This window comes from Burkholderia sp. NRF60-BP8 (assembly GCF_001522585.2).
GTDB lineage: Bacteria > Pseudomonadota > Gammaproteobacteria > Burkholderiales > Burkholderiaceae > Burkholderia.
This window is the reverse complement of sequence record NZ_CP013374.1, coordinates 44853-62670: the sequence shown is the minus strand read 5'-3', so window position 1 is coordinate 62670 and position 17818 is coordinate 44853. Positions and strand designations below refer to the sequence as shown.

18 protein-coding genes are annotated in these 17818 nt (G+C 63.4%); 3 read left to right on the top strand and 15 right to left on the bottom strand.

Translation table 11 applies throughout. The features are described from left to right. Window positions 1-6: 6 nt before the first annotated feature. The 6 genes from WS54_RS29915 to WS54_RS29890 all read right to left on the bottom strand — a co-directional run bounded on the left by WS54_RS29915 (window position 7) and on the right by WS54_RS29890 (window position 4459). A complete protein-coding gene (locus WS54_RS29915; protein WP_059785193.1) occupies window positions 7-444 on the bottom strand; it encodes a RidA family protein in 438 nt (145 codons plus the stop codon). A gap of 83 nt (window positions 445-527) precedes the next feature. Continuing rightward, window positions 528-1850 carry a flavin-containing monooxygenase gene (locus tag WS54_RS29910; RefSeq protein ID WP_059785196.1) on the bottom strand — a complete coding sequence of 441 codons (1323 nt, stop codon included), beginning with the start codon at window positions 1848-1850 and terminating at the stop codon, window positions 528-530. 325 nt (window positions 1851-2175) lie between these two features. After that, on the bottom strand, window positions 2176-2622 hold the full coding sequence (locus WS54_RS29905) for a hypothetical protein (RefSeq protein WP_059785199.1): 447 nt from the start codon (window positions 2620-2622) through the stop codon (window positions 2176-2178). A 230-nt stretch (window positions 2623-2852) separates the two neighbouring features. After that, window positions 2853-3464, bottom strand: coding sequence for a hypothetical protein (locus WS54_RS29900; RefSeq protein WP_034209301.1), 612 nt, complete (start codon window positions 3462-3464; stop codon window positions 2853-2855). Between the two features lie 29 nt (window positions 3465-3493). After that, window positions 3494-3787 carry a RebB family R body protein gene (locus WS54_RS29895; protein ID WP_034209497.1) on the bottom strand — a complete coding sequence of 98 codons (294 nt, stop codon included), beginning with the start codon at window positions 3785-3787 and terminating at the stop codon, window positions 3494-3496. Window positions 3788-3901: 114 nt separating this feature from the next. Further along, a complete protein-coding gene (locus WS54_RS29890) occupies window positions 3902-4459 on the bottom strand; it encodes an RNA polymerase sigma factor (protein WP_059785202.1) in 558 nt (185 codons plus the stop codon). A gap of 412 nt (window positions 4460-4871) precedes the next feature. Here WS54_RS29890 and WS54_RS29885 point away from each other — a divergent pair, with 412 nt between their 5' ends. Next, window positions 4872-5546 (top strand): Crp/Fnr family transcriptional regulator, encoded by a 675-nt coding sequence (locus tag WS54_RS29885; RefSeq protein WP_059785205.1) that lies wholly within the window; start codon window positions 4872-4874, stop codon window positions 5544-5546. Window positions 5547-5642: 96 nt separating this feature from the next. On the opposite strand, the gene WS54_RS29880 is transcribed toward WS54_RS29885, so the two are convergent. The 9 genes from WS54_RS29880 to WS54_RS29840 form a co-directional block, all read right to left on the bottom strand. After that, the gene (locus WS54_RS29880; protein ID WP_034209304.1) at window positions 5643-5966 is read right to left on the bottom strand and encodes a RebB family R body protein; all 324 of its coding nucleotides are present in this window, start codon (window positions 5964-5966) and stop codon (window positions 5643-5645) included. A 177-nt stretch (window positions 5967-6143) separates the two neighbouring features. Beyond that, entirely contained in the window at window positions 6144-6494 is a 351-nt protein-coding gene (locus WS54_RS29875; RefSeq protein WP_059785207.1) for a RebB family R body protein, read from the bottom strand. Window positions 6495-6684: 190 nt separating this feature from the next. Then, window positions 6685-7020: a RebB family R body protein gene (locus WS54_RS29870; protein ID WP_034209306.1), complete on the bottom strand. Its 336-nt coding sequence runs from the start codon at window positions 7018-7020 to the stop codon at window positions 6685-6687. A gap of 79 nt (window positions 7021-7099) precedes the next feature. Beyond that, entirely contained in the window at window positions 7100-7738 is a 639-nt protein-coding gene (locus tag WS54_RS29865) for a hypothetical protein (RefSeq protein WP_059785211.1), read from the bottom strand. 675 nt (window positions 7739-8413) lie between these two features. Continuing rightward, on the bottom strand, window positions 8414-8917 hold the full coding sequence (locus WS54_RS29860; RefSeq protein ID WP_059785214.1) for a pentapeptide repeat-containing protein: 504 nt from the start codon (window positions 8915-8917) through the stop codon (window positions 8414-8416). Beyond that, window positions 8914-9216, bottom strand: coding sequence for a hypothetical protein (locus tag WS54_RS29855; protein ID WP_034209309.1), 303 nt, complete (start codon window positions 9214-9216; stop codon window positions 8914-8916). Before WS54_RS29855 ends, WS54_RS29860 begins: the two co-directional genes overlap by 4 nt. A 10-nt stretch (window positions 9217-9226) precedes the next feature. Next, window positions 9227-10789 carry a tetratricopeptide repeat protein gene (locus WS54_RS29850; protein WP_034209310.1) on the bottom strand — a complete coding sequence of 521 codons (1563 nt, stop codon included), beginning with the start codon at window positions 10787-10789 and terminating at the stop codon, window positions 9227-9229. A 107-nt stretch (window positions 10790-10896) separates the two neighbouring features. After that, window positions 10897-12972 carry a phospholipase D-like domain-containing protein gene (locus tag WS54_RS29845; protein WP_034209311.1) on the bottom strand — a complete coding sequence of 692 codons (2076 nt, stop codon included), beginning with the start codon at window positions 12970-12972 and terminating at the stop codon, window positions 10897-10899. A gap of 35 nt (window positions 12973-13007) precedes the next feature. Then, window positions 13008-15878, bottom strand: a complete 2871-nt coding sequence (locus WS54_RS29840) for a type VI secretion system Vgr family protein (protein ID WP_034209498.1) — start codon at window positions 15876-15878, stop codon at window positions 13008-13010. Window positions 15879-16439: 561 nt separating this feature from the next. Here WS54_RS29840 and WS54_RS34060 point away from each other — a divergent pair. Together WS54_RS34060 and trpS are read left to right on the top strand one after the other, a co-directional pair. Beyond that, a complete protein-coding gene (locus tag WS54_RS34060; protein WP_164725445.1) occupies window positions 16440-16595 on the top strand; it encodes a hypothetical protein in 156 nt (51 codons plus the stop codon). 209 nt (window positions 16596-16804) lie between these two features. After that, window positions 16805-17818 carry a tryptophan--tRNA ligase gene (trpS, locus tag WS54_RS29835; protein WP_059785218.1) on the top strand — a complete coding sequence of 338 codons (1014 nt, stop codon included), beginning with the start codon at window positions 16805-16807 and terminating at the stop codon, window positions 17816-17818.

Genomic DNA, 17818 nt, shown 5'->3' with positions numbered 1-17818 from the left:
CGCCCCCTATGCGCGGCTCGGCTGCCAGTTGTCGGGAATCACCGCGATCACGTCGATTTCCATCAGCCACTGCGGCTGCCCGAGCGCGGAGACGACGAGCCCCGTCGAGATCGGGTAGACGCCTTTCAGCCACTTGCCGACTTCCCGGTACACGGGTTCGCGATAACGCGGATCGATCAGGTAGGTCGTCGTCTTCACGACATGCGTGATGTCGCTGCCGGCTTCCTCGAGCAACTGCTTGACGTTCTTCATCGCCTGCTCGGCCTGCGCGCGCGCGTCGCCGAGGCCGATCAGGTTGCCGTCGAAATCGGTGCCGACCTGACCGCGCACGTAGACGGTGTTGCCGGCCCGCACGGCCTGGCACAGGTCGTTGTCGAGCGTCTGGTTCGGATAGGTATCCTTCGTGTTGAACATCCGGATACGCGTATGGGTAGGCTGGCTCATCGAGGTCCTTCGAGTGTCGGTGGGGTCGCCCGCCGCGCCGGAAGCCGTCGCGACGCGGCTGGATGGGTCTGTTCGTCAGGCGATCAGTTCGCCGCTTCGGCGAGCAGGAGCGTGTCGGGCCGCGCCGCTTGCGGGGCCGCGCGGCGCTGCGACGCGTCGTGATACGCGAGGTACTTGCGCTGCGTGACGATGTGATCGGCGATGTGTTTCGCGTCGTGCCACACGCCCCAGATGAAGCTGGAGCCGCGTCGCGACAGCCACGGCAGCCCGAGGAAATAGATGCCCGGCTCCTTCGACACGCCGCGCTGGTGCTGCGGCTTGCCGTTCGGCCCGAACGCGTCGACGTTCAGCCAGCCGTAGTCCACCGCGTAGCCCGTGGCCCAGACGATCGACGTGATGCCTGCGCCGGCGAGATCGAGCGTGAGGATCGGATGCGTCACGCAGTCGGGATCCGGCAGGATGCGCCGTGCGTCCGGCTCTTCCGGCAAGTCGAGGCCGTTGCGGGCCGCATACGCGTCGGCCGCGTCGAGCAGCGACAGGTAGTTCTCGTCGCCGCGCGCGAGATGGGACGCGAGATCGCGTTCGAACACGGCCACGCCGCCGTCGAACGACTTCGTCAGCCCGACCAGCGTCACGCCCTGGTTCGCGAGCGCGCGGAAATCGACCGTATGGCCGCCGCGTGCACCGCTCACCGCGATCGTCACGTGTTCGCGGCCGGGTGTCGCGACTTCCTTGTCCCATTCGCCGAGCACGCCGAGCCACCAGCAGAAGTCGCGGCCGCGATATGCACGCGGCGGGCGATCGTGCGGCCCGACCGACAGGTAAACCTGCCGGCCCGCACGCTGCAGCTCGTCGGCGATCTGCACGCCCGACGAACCCGCGCCGACCACCAGCACCGCGCCGGCCGGAAGCTGGCCCGGGTTGCGATAGTCGGCGGAGTGAATCTGCACGACGCGCGCGTCGTCCGGCGCGATCGGCGGAATCACCGGACGCTGGAACGGCCCCGTCGCGACCACCACGCGGTTCGCCTCGATCGTGCCGTCGGACGTCTCGACGACGAAGCCCGGCTTGCCCGTGTTGCGCACCACGTTCTTCACTTCGACGCCGGTGCGGATCGGCGCATCGAACTTGCGCGCATACGCTTCGAAGTAGTCCGCGACCTGGTCCTTCGATGCGAACGCGTCGGGATCGAGACCGTCGAATTCGAGGCCCGGGAACCGGTCGTGCCAGGCGGGGCCGTTCGCGACCAGCGAATCCCAGCGCCCGGTGCGCCAGCGTTCGGCGATACGGTCGCGCTCCAGCACGAGGTGGGGCACGCCCAGCTTGCCCAGATGCTCGCTCATGGCCACGCCGGCCTGCCCGGCGCCGACGACGAGCGTATCGATTGCGGTTGTTTCGACTGCCACGGCTGTCTCCTTCTGAAGTGCGGCTCATGCGACGCGCGTGGTCGCGTGAGCGGGAATGGAGACATTCTGCTGACAGGCTGCGTGGGGCGAAACGAGGTTTTTTGTTGGTGTTGACGAGCAAAAAGCTGGGGCGTGGGCCGGTGGCGGGCGACGTGCGTGCACGCAGTCCGAAGCGGCATGCCGGCAGGGAGCCGTCCGACACCCACGTATCGGAGCCGAAAAAACGGATGCGTCGACGCGAGCGACTCGATAGTCGGCACCATCGAACGATATGTCGCCGGCGCCCGCGCGCATCGCGGGCGCCGGTTTGCACGGACGGTGCCGACTACACGTCGGTCCAGGCGTCGGTGCCCTTTTGATACTGCATCACGCCGCCGTGGATCCGCACCCGCAGGTTGCCGTCCGGCACCTGCACCCAGTCGATCATGTCGAGGCTCATCATCAACGCGACGAAGAAATCCTGCACCTTTTGCGACGTGCTGGCCTGCCAGAGGTCGATGCGCCCGACGCACGCTCGCATGTCGCCGCTTTGCTGCATGATCGTCTCGACCTGCCCGGCGACATCCGCGGCCGTGTCGTAGACGTTCGTGCCGCCGTCTCCGACGATAGACAGATGGATCCCGCGCACCAGTGTCGGCTGGCCCGGCGTCTGCTCGACGAGCGCGATGCAGCTCGTCATCGCGCCGAAATCGATCTCCGTCGCATCGCCCCATTTGCGCTCGCCAACCCGCAGCGGCGCGGGACCGTGTACGTTCTCAATGATGTAGGACATGGGTTCCCCTCATGACTGGACAGGACTGCCGGTAGCAGGCCGCGACGCGTTCAACCGGAACGTGCGTCGTGCCCGCCGCTCACATCCCGCATCGGCCCGGACGGTCCGGCGGGTCGTGTCGATCGATACGGTGTCGCTGCACGCACGGCAGGCGATCGCCCCGCGGTTCACACGACGCGATTGCCCGCGACGTTCGTCATCGGCGCCGCGCGCTGCGTGCGCCAGGTGCGCTACGTGCCCTTCTTGTCCAGCAACGCCTGATACTTCTGCAGGCTCTCGTCGATCCTGTCGAGCGCGACGCTCGCGGCCTCGCCTTCGATCGCCTCCGCGGCGCCCGCGACGACCGCCGCGGTCGCGACAAACAGGTCCGTCAACAGCAGACCCACCGCATCCATCGCCATGCCTTTCACGTCCTCGTCGATGGTCTTCTGCGCCAGATCCTTCATCAGCACGCTCTTGCCCGCGATCGCCAGCGACGTCGACGCTTCGAAGTAGTTGGCCGCGGCCTGCGCGACCATGCCGCCTGCCTGCGTGATCATCATGTTCGGGCCGACGGATATCTGCGTCGTCGCGTAGGACGCCGCCTCCGCGTTGATCGCCTGCACGGTCTTCAGCGCCGACGGGGCGCCCCCGGTCGCACCCGCGATCTGGTCCGGCGCCTTCAGCGCATCGGTGAACCTGCGCAGCCGGTTGATCGGCCATGCACGCTTGCCGGCTGCCGAAGCAGCGGCGTGCGGCGCGGCATCGGCCTGCGTCGTCGCTTCGGCTGCGGCGTTAGCGACGTCATCCGGCGCTTGCGTCGCGCCTGTTCCGCGTCCATCCAAAAGACCTTTCATGTTCATGACTTAGGTGTCCAGATAGTCGTCGCGTCCTAATGCGTGGGGCCCGTCTGCGGCCCGGCCGCCGCGGGCAGCGCCGCGCCGCCCGATGGCGGCTTCGGCGACGCCTCGACGGACAGGATCATGGCCACCGCCTTCGACACGACGGCGTTCGAAATCTGGTTCAGCGCCGCCTGCTGCTGCGTCATGTTCTGCGCCGAGATGCCGACGGCCTGGCTGAACATCTGGTAAAGCATGCCCAGCGCCTGGGCCGGCGATCCCGCGACGACGTTCACGTTGGTCTGCGTCAGCGCGTCGGTAATCTGCTCATTGACTTTGTCTGCCACGAGGCCTCCTCGGATCTCGGCTCCGGCATGCGATTGAAGGAACGGGCGGGCCGGCAGGCCATCGACGCCGTGCATGCAGTCAGGAACGCTGGCTGCCAGCATTCGTGAACGCGCTCACGCGAGTTCCTCGCGCAACTTCTTGCGCAACAGCTCGACGCGCTTTCTGGCAAGCGGCTCGTTGATCCCGAGCGTCGCGGCGATGTGCAGATAAGGCCGGTCCTCCTCGAACTTCAGCGTGAACAGCATTTGCTGCTGCGGGGAGAGCATCGACAGCGCCTGCTCGAGGCGCAGCAGCTGTTGTCGAAGCAGCAGTTGCTGCTCCACCGCCGGCGCGTGGCCGGCCAGCTCGACGGCGTGATCGTCGTCCCAGGCCGGGTCGAATTCGAGCATGCCGCTTTCGCGCAGACGGCGGCGCGCGCCATCGAGGAATGCGTGATTCAGCGCCAGAAAGAGAAAGCCCGCGAGGTTGCGAACGCGTTCGGGCGAGCGCTGCAGGTAAATGTGGACCTTGAGTGCGGTATCGGAAAGCAGTTCGTCCGCACGGTGAATATCGCCCTTGCACAACAGGCGCGCGCGGCGCCGCAATTTCCCCTGCATTTCCCGCCACGTGCGATCGAGCTGCTGCGCCGAAGACTCGGGCGTCGGGGCAGCGTGCTGGTTCGAGGTTGTCATCCCGTGTCTTCCTTTTTTTATGGAAAACACAGAATCGATTCGACACCGGGAATGGCGCTGTTACCCGCGTAACACCGATATAACGATAATCGGTTTCGGTAAATTTTCTTGATTATTATGAACGGAAATTTTAATTCACCGGCATAGCCCGATCCGTCGTTTCAGATACGCCGCCGGGCCTGACCGAATAACGGCATTGCGATGAAAAAGAACGACTACCGCCGCGATGCGTCCGTGCGTCGGCATGCTGCTTTCCATGTCGGTCGATCCAGCGCGCTTGCCACCGAAGTGCCGCCCTGTCCGGACTGCCTGCCGATTATTTCAATTCTTTCGTTATTCATTTTTCACGTAATGCCGAAGGCAGCGTTTTTCGCTAGGTGGCCGCATCGTCAAACAACCTCGCGCGGAAAACATGCCTGCCCTTGCTGACGCTCAAACGCTGCGCAATATACCGATACTGACCGATCTCCCGGACAGTCTCCTCGCCCATATCGAGCGGCACGTCACGCCCTGGCCTGAACACGGCAATCGCCTGTTGTTCTTCAAGGGCGATCCGGAGGATTTCATCGCGTTCGTGCGCCATGGCCGCGTCTACAAGACGCTGCACGAACCCGGCGGCCGCGAGATCATTCTCGGCCACGCCATACCGGGCGACCTCATCGGCGAAAACACGCTGATTCGCGCGCACCGGCGCAGCTTCACCGCCCAGTTGAGTGCCGACTGCCGCGTCTTGCTGCTGCATCGCCAGCACTTCGCGCCGCTGCAGGCCAACGCGGAATTCATGGCGCGCGTCCACGACCAGCTGTGCCGGCACATTCATCAGTTGAGCGACTTCGTCGAGTCGGCGTGCCTGTACCGGCTCGAAGCACGGCTCGCGCGCCATCTGCTGAACCGCATGCAAGGGAATGATCTCGAGGTGCCGCTGCCGGAGAGCCAGAGCATCCTCGCCGCGATGCTCAACGTCAGCCGGCCGCGGCTGAACAGCAGCCTGCAGAAGATGCAGCGCGACGGCCTGATCCGGCTACACGAACACGGCGTGACGATCGAGAAACCGGAGCGGCTCCGGACCATCGCCGACGCCAATTGACACCCGCCCCGGCAAGCGCATGCGTCATGCAGCGCCGCCGTGCGGGCAGGTGGCGCGCGCCGGGTTGCGCGGCGCGCCGTAACGGTCAGCCGCAGGTCAGCCGCGCCCGTGGCCGATGGCGTTCATCAACTGCGCGACGGCGGCCAGTTGCGATACGAAGTTGTCGTTCGCCGACCGCGCCGCGCTGGCCAGCGCCACCGGCGAGCCGGCATAGAGCTGCATGATGCCGACGGTCGTGGCGGCAAGATTGGACGCCGCCTGGTTCGCCTGCATCTGCACCGCGTTGTGAAGCAGGATCGCGGACGCATGGCTGTTCGACTGCATGAGCGTGCCCAAGGCCACGGCGGGCGCTTCGCCCACCACCTTGACGTTGGCTTGCGTGACTGCATCGGTCATCGCAGGGGAAACCTGTTCCGGCATGTCGTTGCTCCTGGTGTGCGCGCCGCCGAGGCGCAATCATGGCGAAGGCGTCAGTCGGTCGGTCGGCGCCGTCGATGCGCGGCAGGGCGCCCCGCCGCCACGGGCGTCGACACGACGTCGGGCGCCGGGCGGCAGCCACCGCGGGGCCGCCGCCCGGCGCCGACGCCGGCTTACGCGTCAGGCCAGCGCCTGGCCGAGCGCGAGCACGTCGGCCAGTACGGACAGCACGCCGTTCGAGCCGATTTCCGTCGCGGCGGCGCCGGCGCTCGCCGGCCCGAGCGTGTACAGCTGCATCGTGCCCACGTTCGTCGAGGTCGGCAGTTGCACCGCGGACTGCGACTGCTGCTGCACGGCGTTCTCGAACAGCACGCTGAGCGAATGGCTCTGGGCCTGGTACAGCGAGCCCGTTGCCATCGCAGGCGCTTCGCCGACCACCTTGACGTTGGTCTGCGTGACCGCGTCGGTGATCGCGGCGTTGACCGTACAAGTCTTGCAGGGGTCCTTCTGGTCGTTTGCGTCATTCGGCATCGTATTTCTCCTGGTTCGCGAACGGGCACCGCATCGAATCGGCTCCGCCCGCTCTGTCGTTTGCTCCGGAACACCGCACGGCACCGTGGGTCAGGCACCGGCGGTCATGCTGCGACTCCGCGGCGCGGCGGCGGTATCGGCGGCGCGTGCCGCCTGCGCCGCCGCTCGACCGCGGCGCTGCGATGAGGCCTTACTGCTTGGTCACTGCCTTCCCGATCGCGATCACGTCGGCCAGAATGGAAATGATCCCGTTCGCGCCGATCTCCGTGGCGGCCGCGCCCGCGCTTTCCGGCCCGATCGTGTAGAGCTGCATCGTCCCCACGTTCGTCGACGTTTGCGACTGGATCGCGGCCTGCGACTGCTGCTGCACCGCGTTCTCGAACAGGATGCTGAGCGAGTGGCTCTGGGCCTGGTACAGCGAGCCCATCGCCATTGCCGGCGCTTCCGCGACCACCTTGACGTTGACCTGTGTGACCGCATCGGTAATCGCGGGATTGACCTGGCACACTTGACACGTATCAGCCATTTGTAGCTCCTTGGTTCACGTAGTTGAGAGGTCGCACATGGGGCCGGCCGGTTCCGCGTTCGGCCGCATGACCCGCGTGCTACTCCATGGACGCTGGGCCGGGCGTATCGTGAACGGCGGCGGCGGGTTCGGACGGTTCGGCCGGATCGGCGCCGATGGTTCGCAACCTGTCCTCCATCGCGTCGAGCCTGACGGCGAGCCGTTCGGCAAGCCGTTCGGCGAGCGCATCACCGTATTGGCGGAAGCAGGTTTCGATTTCCTGCCGGATCAGGCCCGTCAGCTGTTCCCCGATCATCGTCAGCGCCTCGCGCGTGCTGTCCTGGATCTCCGCCGCGCCGGCCCGCGCGTCGTCACCCGGCGCGTGCGCGTCGAGTACGCCCGACACCTTCTGCTGTTCCGATGCCAGCATGCCGAGGGTCGTCTCGTTCTGCGTGTCGATCGTCTGCAGGATGCCGCGCATCTTCTCGTACGCCTTTTGCTGGTTGAGCTGCAGAAAATGCTTGATCTGTTCGCGCGCTTCGCGCCGGGTTTTCAACTGCGGCAAGGGTGGCTTCGCGGCGCTCGCCTGCGTGGCCGGGCCAGCGGCGGGCGCCGACGGGTTCCCCTGCCCGCTCGACAGCCGCGCGAGCAATGCCTGTTCATCGCCCGGCTCGAGCGACCGGCCCAGGCGCTTCTCCGCGATCTGGCGCAGCAGGGGGGCGAGTGTGTCGTTGCTCATGGCTCATACCTCCTCGAGATTCGCCCGCGGCGCGGGTGCGTGAGGTTCCGGTTCGGATGGGCGCCGCGCGACGACGGGCTGGTCGGTATGCTGCAAGGGATATCGCATGGGGTTCTCCGGGAAAGGGATGTGCGACGGCCCGGCCGGAAATTTCGGCGGGACTGTTGCAGGGACGAACCGTGCGAGGGGGCTGTGAAGTCGGTCGGCACCGCGGGCGAGCGGCGTGCGCGAGGATTCCGAGGTCGCCGGTGTCCGGACGCGCGAGAAGGCGCGCATTGGTCGAACTACATGCCGTTCGAGCGGGCGGGCAGCACACGCGCGGCCGCGACTGTTCCCGACAATTCTTTCAAGTATCAGGAACCCAAATCAGTCCATCCGCCCCCTTAGCGACATTGAACGAACACCTTTGGTACGCACATGCGCGTTGCGGCGGGCGATCGGCGGGCGGCTGCACCCGATCGCTGGCATGCTTCTTTACGCGGAATGATGTTTTTTTCTGGTATCGACGAGCCGAGATCGGGCGGTTTGGGGATGGTGCCAAGCATGCGCGCACGCTGATCCGACGGAGCGCCATTTTCAGTAGCGCTGCGGTACGCGACCGAGTACGCAGAGAGTAACCATCGCGGGCCGACTTGCCGCTACGTCGACGAAACCCGCAACGAAGGCAATCTCGACTCAATGCCCGCCGTTGATTTCCGTATCCTCGAAGGCCAGATGCTCGAAATAGCTTCCCGTGAAGTCGACGTCGAGCCCCTTGAGGCCGTGAGCTTCAATCGTGGTGCCGGTACAGTTCAGTACCTGCACCGAATGCCACGTGTTGCCGTCGAACCTGACACCGTTCCACTTGCATCCGAGAAATTTCACGTCGTTGAAAGCGCTGCCCTGAAAAGCAGCGTCGTTGAAGCTGCAATCAACGAATGTGCATCCGGAAATCGCAATCTCCGCAAAATCGCAACCGGTGAACGTGCACGCCGAGAACCGGCAACCCGTCCAGCCGGCCTGCCGGAATGACGTTCCGGTGAAACTGCTGCCGCTGAAACTGCTACCGACAAATTGCGCGAGACCCAGATCGAGGCCGGCATAGGCAGAGCTGTCCGCCTGACCAGACAGTCCCGCAGGCATGCCGCCCACGCCCTTGCGCCACTGATCGTGCTTGTGGATTATTTCGGCACTGCTCATTGGCCTGCGTCCCGGTGCGCGGGAGCAGCCGGATTGCGCTCATCCTTGCCCGACGGTTGCTCATCACCATCGTCGTCGGATGTTGCCGAATCTCGGCTGGCGAACCATGCGACCAGACCACCCAACGCAAGCAGCGGACCGAGAAACAGGAAGTTCTCGATCGCGAAATCGCTTACATCGTGCGAACCGTAGCTACCTCCGCTGATCTGCGCCACGGCCCCCATTGTTGCAATCGCGCCCCAGGCAGCCAGGATCAGCCCTCCGACACACACCGTAGCGGCAATCGTCGATTTACGCATCTCTGCTCCGTCAAGCGTTCTCGGAAGGGTTGCCGACGCTGACCTGAGGCAGCTTCGCGAATCCAAGGTGATTGGCTTCGTTCCACCACGTCCACGTCACGTCCGCCGGCGATACGTCCAGATGCATGGCCCGTGGGTCGGGGAACGCATCACCCTGCAACACGTAGGCCTGGCGATACCACTGATTGAACGTGGCCGCCCGATGATGATCGTCTGCCACACCGGCCTGCCAGATGCCCGTCACCGGGCACGTGCGTGTGCCGCGACACCGGATGGCCGGGTCGGGAAATTCGGCGACGCGCGCAATACCCTGCGTCACACGCGGATGCGATTCCACCGGCTGCACAGGCATCGGAATCGCATCCCCGACATAGTGGAAGAAGATCCGACCGTCCTCGGGCATCAAACCGGGGCGGCTCCGATCGAACAGTTCCTCGTTCCGGTAATGCATCGGTACCTGAGCCGCATTCCATGCGAAATGGCGTTCGGTGGTCGGATATTTCAGTTGAGCGAGCCAGTAACCACCGACAGGAGCGGCCGTCGTTTCCGCCTGTGGAGGAACGGCGACCTGCGGCCTCTCCGGCAGCATATAGCCGTCGGGCACATAGGCGCGCCCCGTACGCAGAGACGCGGGATGCGCCGCGGGTTTGACCGGCGACACCGGCATGGACGTCACCGCCTTCGCCGCGTCGATCAACATCTCCTTGTTGCCATCCCACTTGGGCAGCTTGGTGGGCGGTAGCGGCACGACCTTGTCCAGATTCGGCAGACGCAGGTCGGGGTCGCGCTCGAGACGATCGGCAAGGACACTGTAGCGCTCGGCACGGGCACGATCCTTCACATTGCCGACCACGGGATCGCCGTCGTCAAACGCACCGAACAGATACGCCGCGCTCTTGGCACTCCCGTATTTCACGCCTTCATGCAGAACCTTGAGGGCTTGCGCGTTGTCTTCACCGAGCGATTTATCGGAACCGACGAGCGTTGTTCCGAGAGCATATGCTGCATCTCCATTACCTTGAGCGAAACCGCATTCAAGCATTTTGAGTGCAACCTTTCGATTTCCCCAGAAGCCCGACTTCGGGTCGTCGTAGACTGCGTCAAGCTTGCTACCCAAATAAGCCATGGCGCTCGGGCTGCCTTTGTCCGCAGCAAGTTGCCAGAATGCGAACGCACGGCTGGAATCCTGCTTTACCCCAACCCCGTTCATGTAATAAGTCCCCATCAGATCGTAGGCAGCAGGAATACCCAGTTTCATCGCCTGCTCGGTGATCTGCACGGCACGCTCACTGTTGCGGTCGACACCCAGCCCCTGAGCATAGGCATTTGCAAGGTTCAGCATGGCTTTCCAGTGCTTGCGCTCGGCAGCCTTGGTCCACAGCGCGACGGCACCCGCATAATCACGCTGGTTTGGCCACAGCAACGCGCTCGTCATTTTCATCGCCTGCTGATTCCAGCGATCGGCCTCCGGATCAACAGGCGGAACCACGGCAGCTTCGTGCACGCAATCAAACGATTCGCGATGTGGATTGAAAGCGTCGAGCGACATATTTCGCGGCAGGGAATCGTTCATCGAGCAGGCCGTACATGCAAAAAACAAAGAAAGAGAAAACGCGCCCGCCAGGCGCAAACGCTTGGACGTTGTAGAACTCATCAAAACTCGCATGATTGGGACGCGCATTAAGCCAGCCGAACGCTTGACGTGCGCTCGTCTTGGAACGCCATCAGGAAGCCCGACAGATCCAGACCTCTCTTTCTTTGCATGACGTTCGAATCCATGAGCTTCTGCCACTTCATGAATGTTTCCTTGATTGCATCGGGACTACCGTCGCCACCATCATGTTTGCCGCCGGTATGAAGCTTCCAAACCCGCTTACGCAAATCGGTACTCTTGGCACGATCATCACTGCCCACATTGATCTCCGCATCAACCGCCATGCTCCGTAAATTCAGGTTGGCGCTACCGAGCGTGAAGAAACTATCGTCTATCAGCAGCAACTTGCTGTGGATATAGATTTCTCTGTACCGGGCCGCAATCAACTGTGCCGACAGCGGCAGCATCGGCGCTCGGTCCGGATCGGGCAATTCGCCCTTGGCTTGCTGCTTCTTCACATATTCATCCCAATCAGCCTGCTGCTTCGCCGTCTCGGTATTCAACTTGGAATTGCGCCAATTGCGGTCGAAGGCCCACAGGCTACCCACCAGCGTGCGAATGCCCATTTGATCGAGCGATTTAGCAAGAGACGCCTTATCGCCAAGGTCCTTGGCGCTTTGCGCCGCGGGCGAAAGCGGTGCCGGGTAAAGATCGGGATCGATTCTCCCGCCGCTCGCCTTCTGCCGCTTGACATAGGCGTCCCACTCCGTTTGCTGCCGCCGGTTGCGGGCGAGCTCATCCTCGACTGCCTTGTCCTGATTAGGCATGGAGGTACCGTGCCCCAGAACCTTAACCGTATCGTGCGTACGCGGCACCATTTGTATCCGCTCGGGTGTCGGAATGACAACCATCACGTGCAGGTTCGGTATGTCCGACGGCTTCCGTCCGGCTGACTGGCTGCACGCAAGGAACTCGGTTCGCCACTCCTTCAGCTTATTCGGCCATTCCGTATATTGAAAATACTGATTCTCGACGTAGATATAGCTTCTTGCAAAGGACGTCGCCTGCTCGTACAACGCCTTGATGGATTTGTCCTTTTCTTCGGGCTGCGTTCGGACGACTTGCGCCCGTTGACACGGCGTACCGAGATTCCGCGTCAGGCCCGCCGGTACTTTTTTGAAATCGTGCGTTCTCGAGATATTCGCACCCTTGCCCTTGGCGCGATTCCACGCGTCGGTGAAGTTCTTGCTCACCGCCACCAACGCTTCACCTCTAATACGGCTAGCGTAATCCTGGAAAGGCTTCAGACCCGGTTGAGCGTCGTTCGCCCCCTCCCATGACTCACCGCGACGTGGATCGAAGAAAAGGTGTTGCTGTGTGTCCCAATAGTCGGTCACGCTGTTCAAGCCCATTACATAGCCTACTGCGTGCGCACCGCCATCGTACTCGTAGTCAATCAGAATGGTCTTCTGGTGATCCGTGGCCACTTTCTCCAGACCCAACACTTCCGTGAAATCGCGTTTACCCGGCTCGCCCGCCAGACTTTCGTGAACCGCTTTGCTATTGCCATCTCGGGTACGAACCGACAGGGTGGGGAATCGCCCGGCAAACGCATCGTCGTACCACCGCGCATTGAAGTCCTCACGTCGCTCCTGAGGCGTCTGCGGTTGAGGTGGCTTGTCGGTTGGCAAATAGATGCCACCCGCGGCGCCGACCATCATGGCCATCTTTTCTTCATAGTTCAAACGACCGCTGCTGTGGCCCGGCATATTGTTCGAACCGAGACTACCGATGAAGCCATACCACGAGAGCAAACGCACTTGCACCGGCTTGCCGTTGTTGAATTTCCCGGCGGCCACATCGCGCAGCAGACCGCCCCAGGTATCTCCTCGCGGCCAAACCGTGCCCTTGCGGATCAGTTCCATGCCCGGGTCGAAACCCCAGCAAATGATTTCGACACTATGCTTGGCGGCCTTCAAGTCGGCTGCAATCTGCATGAATGCGTCCTCGCCGCAAATGAATACGTCGAGATTATTCTTTTCATAAGGCGGCGCGTAGTAGTCCGCCTGCTTTTCCAGAAACCACTGCGCACTAGCGACCGTCTGACGCTTGCAGACATCGACCGGCGCCTTCGATTTGTTTTGGGTATTGGTATCGGACATCACGTTTCTCGTCGAAAACTGCAGCAAATCGTCGGTCAGCCCTCTGCGTGGCGCTGGCGCGATTCCGGATCGCCGTCGACCGCCCGCCATCCCTGTGCGGCCAGTTGATCGTCGTCGCTCAACCCTCCTTCCATCACGGGCACCTCGATCTCGTGCCCATTGTGCAGCTTGACCGTATAGGAAGACGTACCCTTCTGGTGATTCGCGATGATCAGTTGACCATGCTCGTCGGTCACGCCGTCCGCAATCTTGGCCGCTCCCTTGTAAAGCGTGTACGGCTCATAGGCAAGCGGCCGGCCATCGTTCGGGTGGGAACGGAGCACTACCGCGAGGCTGTCCTGTTGCTCCAACTCCTTGAAGGTCAGGGGATCGGGCGCTTTCACAGCCTTGTTGTCCGGCCCGACGAGACTGTGCGACGCCGCATGTTCGCGCCATACGCCGCTCGTGCCATGCACAACGCCGCCGCCATTCCACTGGCTGTAGCTCGACCCGCCGTTGATCGACGCTTCGTCGCTCGCCTGGGTATTGACCTTCGGCGAGCGGAACACGATTTCTTCGCCTGCCTCCAGGATGATGCGCTTGGCGGCCTTCACCACCACATCCTCCTTGTGCGCCTCGATCCGCAGCTTCCCGTCTGCCGTGACCAGCGTCATTCCCTTGGCCGCGAACGCGCTCATCCAGTCTCCGACGCGCATCAACAGGCGGCGCCCCGCGCTGATTTGCGTGTTGCCGGCACTCACTGCATCGATGTTGGTCTGCGCCCCGAGCACCATGGCGTCCTGGCTCGCGACGGTCACGCCGGCCGGCCCCTCGATTGCCACCATCGGCGCGCCGCCGGAGCCGCCGCCGCCCTGGTCAACGTTGCTGCCAGCATCCCAGCCCTTAATCTGCGATGTGATCTTCTCGATGCGTGCGAGGTCGGTATTGTCAGCGTCGTTCGCAGCGGACGCATCGCCGAGGTTCCGTACCAGTTCCTGCAATTGTTCGATCAACGTCTGCAATGCCGTACGTTCAAGCATCTTGCCTTCGGCACGCCCCTGCTGCTGCGCGGTCACGTAGACGCCCTTCGCGGCGCGAATGACCGCCTGGGCATCGGTTCTGGCCTCCAAACCGTCGCCACGAGGCGCCCCTTTGCCATCGTTACGAGGCTCCGTCAGGTAGCCCAGGTTCAGCTGGGTATAGGTGTGTTCGCTGGCAAGCTGGCTGCTGATCTGGCCGGGCGTATCGTCGAAACGCAGCTGGTTGTAGCGATCCGCCTTGATCTCCTTGGTCTTGATGCCGGATAGATAGCGATTGCCCGGAAGCGAACCGGTGTGGCTGAACGTGGTCGGCATGTTGGGACCGCCGTGCAGCACCCCGGTCACGACCATCTTGTCGGGGTCGCCGTGCAAATGGTCGATCAGCACCTCCATTCCCGCGCGCGGCAGCATGTCCATGCCGTAGTTCGGGCCGGCCCAGGGGCTGACCCATCTCACCCACGCGCTGTCCCGCTCGGTTCCGCTGGTGCCGGCACCTTGCGCGTGGGCATGATCGTCCCCGCGCAAACCGAGAATCTGCACCTTGATGCGCCCCAATTCGTCGCAGTGCACTTCCTCGCCGGCCTGGCCAACCACTTTCGCGGTAAACGGATGCACAGCCGGCAAATCGACGCGCGGATCGTACGCTGGCGTCAGCGGCACACCGCGGCGCACGCAAATGAATGTGTTCTCGTAGCGAACCCCGGTACCCTCTTCGACCGGCAACGCGTCGAAACTCCAGCGACTCGCGGCAAACAGCGCCTGGGCTCGCTCGTCGAGCGCCTTCGAAAAATTGTTGGTGGCCCGGTGGTGCAAGCTGGTAACGACGAACTGCCGCTGCTCCTCGGGCCGGGTATCGAGCTCCGGATGCCCACGCAGCGTGAACCAGAAACCCGGCGAGACATCCCGGACGTCGCTCGACGCATGCACGCATTCGGCGCGATGCTCATGTGCCAGAATGCGAGCCTTCGCCAGACGCTCGTGGTCGGCATCCGAGTCCGCCGCATGCGGAACGTCGATGACCGAGTCGGCCAGCAGCTTCGCGAGATCGTTGCCTGCCTCGCCGTGATCGACGATCGTCTCCTGTTCGGACTGCGCCATCCTGCCGGTCTTGTAATCCCAACTGGCGCGCCGCACGCTTCCGGGCGTCAGTGCACGGGCCGTGGACCATAGCGTGACCGAGTCACGCTCCCGCGACTGCGTACCGCGGTGGTAAGGCACTTGGCCTGCCGCCGCCTGCGGCAGCTTCGTCGGATCGTCACAGAACACGAGCGTATGGACCGGCGTGTCCGTGGCCGCACCGTCATGCTTGCCTGCCCGGGCGTACCAGAAAATGCCGTCGCGTCGACACAACCGGCGAATGAACGCCGCATCCGATTCGCCCGCCTGGCGCGTCTGCTCGCGCTTTGGATACTGATTTCGATCCAGCACGAGTTCGAAATCGAAAGCCTGCGCCAACGCGGAGCTGCGTTGCTGCCATTCGTGCAGCAGCGTCTCCAGAATGTCCGGGACACTCATCGAACGAAACGTTCTGCTGTTGATCCGCTGATCGAGAATACCCAGCGCATCTCTCAATGTCAGTTGCACGCACGTGAGGGAACCGTCCGATTGACCGGCGCGGACATCCGTGATGATCCCGTTGATCGGATATGGCTTGCCTCGATCCGTCATCAGTTGCACCGAAAGCGGCAACCCCAAAAATGCAGAGAGCGGCAGATCCGGGCGTGACGACAAGCAGGTCAGGTGCCCTTCGAGGCCGACACAGAGACCCTCCGTCAAATCGATGCTCTGTGGTACCAGGACATGCGCCAGCGCATCCTGGTGACGGCCCCAATGAAACCGGATCGCACGTTTGTTCTGATCGAGCGTGCCAACGAAGGCGCGCAGCATTTCGGTCACGTTCACTTATAGATGGGCATTCGGAAACGGCGCTCTCAGATCGCCGAGTCACCTGCGCGCTTGGTTGTTTGGTCACCGATTCTAAATGCAACGTTCACACGAAGACAATCGCACCATGCTAAACAGCGCGCAATCACTCGACCGAAGCCGCAGAGAACGCCATGGGTCTCATCGGCGTCCATGGCGTGACCGCGGCGCACACAATCGGTCAATCCGACCCCTTCAACAATTAAATATCAATTCATTGATTTTATTAATTTTTTACGTTCTTTCGGGTGAGCGACGGTAAACGCCTCCATATCCCGGCACATACCGCCCCGCCCATTGCCCGACAATTCTTTACGGTCAGCTGGCAGCCAAGCTGATAGCATGCGTGTCGCACACCATGGCCGATCCTCCCTGGATCGTCGCGCGCCGAACCAACGCACGTATCGATTGCGTGATCAAACGGCGCACCACGTGTTTATCCCCGTAGAACCCGCAACACCCCGGCTCGCCTCCTCGCGACCCGTTGCAGTAACCGTTGGAGTGGCGCGCCCCGCGCCTGCAAGCATGAAGAAATCGAAGCAGCCCACCCGTCCCCCACGCGACAAAGACCGCACGCCGTTCGTCCGTGCCGGCGCATTGCTGCTGATGGCCGGCCTGCTGTACCTGCTGTGGCCGTCCGCGGAAACCGCCTACCTCGCGATGGAATCGGTGATCCGCTGACGTACGCGTCCGCCCACGCACTGCGCTATACTTGCGCGATGGAAACCCGACCCGCCCCGCCGATCGCACATTGCTGGTGGCGCGCCTGACCCAGGCGGCCCGTTTCCTTTTGCATGTCCCAAACGTGATGCCGCCAGCGATGGCGGCATTGGCGTTTCTGCGCTGACGTCATCGCTGGCGGCTTCGACAACCCGGAGCCCACGACGACCATGACGCAACCCACCCGCCCGACCATCCTCACCGGCGACCGCACGACCGGCCCGCTGCATCTCGGCCACTACATCGGCTCGCTGCGCGCACGCGTGCAGATGCAGCACGAGGCGCGGCAATTCCTGCTGCTCGCCGATACGCAGGCGCTCACCGACAACATGGGCCGCCGCCAGCGCGTGACCGACAACGTGATCGAGGTCGCGCTCGACTACCTCGCCGTCGGCATCGATCCGGCGATCTCGACGATCGTCGTGCAGTCGCAGGTGCCCGAACTCGCCGAGCTGTCGCAATACCTGCTCAACCTCGTCACGGTCGCGCGCCTCGAACGCAATCCGACCATCAAGGAAGAAATCCGCCTGCGCGGGTTCGAGCGCGACATCCCGGCCGGCTTCCTGACTTACCCGGTGAGCCAGGCGGCGGACATCACCGCATTCAAGGCGACCCATGTGCCGGTCGGCGACGATCAGTTGCCGATGATCGAGCAGACCAACGAACTCGTGCGCCGCTTCAACGCGACCGTCGATCGGCCGGTGCTGGTCGAGTGCGAGGCCGTGCTGTCGTCGGTCACGCGGCTGCCGGGCATCGACGGCAAGGCGAAGATGAGCAAGTCGCTCGGCAACGCGATCACGCTCGGCTCGACGCCTGACGAGATCGCACAGGCCGTGAAGGACATGTACACGGATCCGAATCACCTGCGCGTGAGCGACCCGGGCCAGGTCGAAGGCAACGTCGTGTTCACGTTCCTCGATGCATTCGAGCCGGACGTGGCGAAGGTCGACGAGCTGAAGGCCCACTATCGCCGCGGCGGCCTCGGCGATAGCGTCGTCAAGCGCGTGCTGAACGAGCGGCTGCAGGCGCTGATCGAGCCGATCCGCGCGCGCCGCCGCGAGTTCGAGGCCGACAAGGCCGAAGTGATGGCGATCCTGAAGCGCGGCACGCTGCACGCGCGGGAAGTGGCGGGCGCAACACTCGCGGAGGTGAAGGGGGCGATGGGGCTGACGTATTTCGATTGA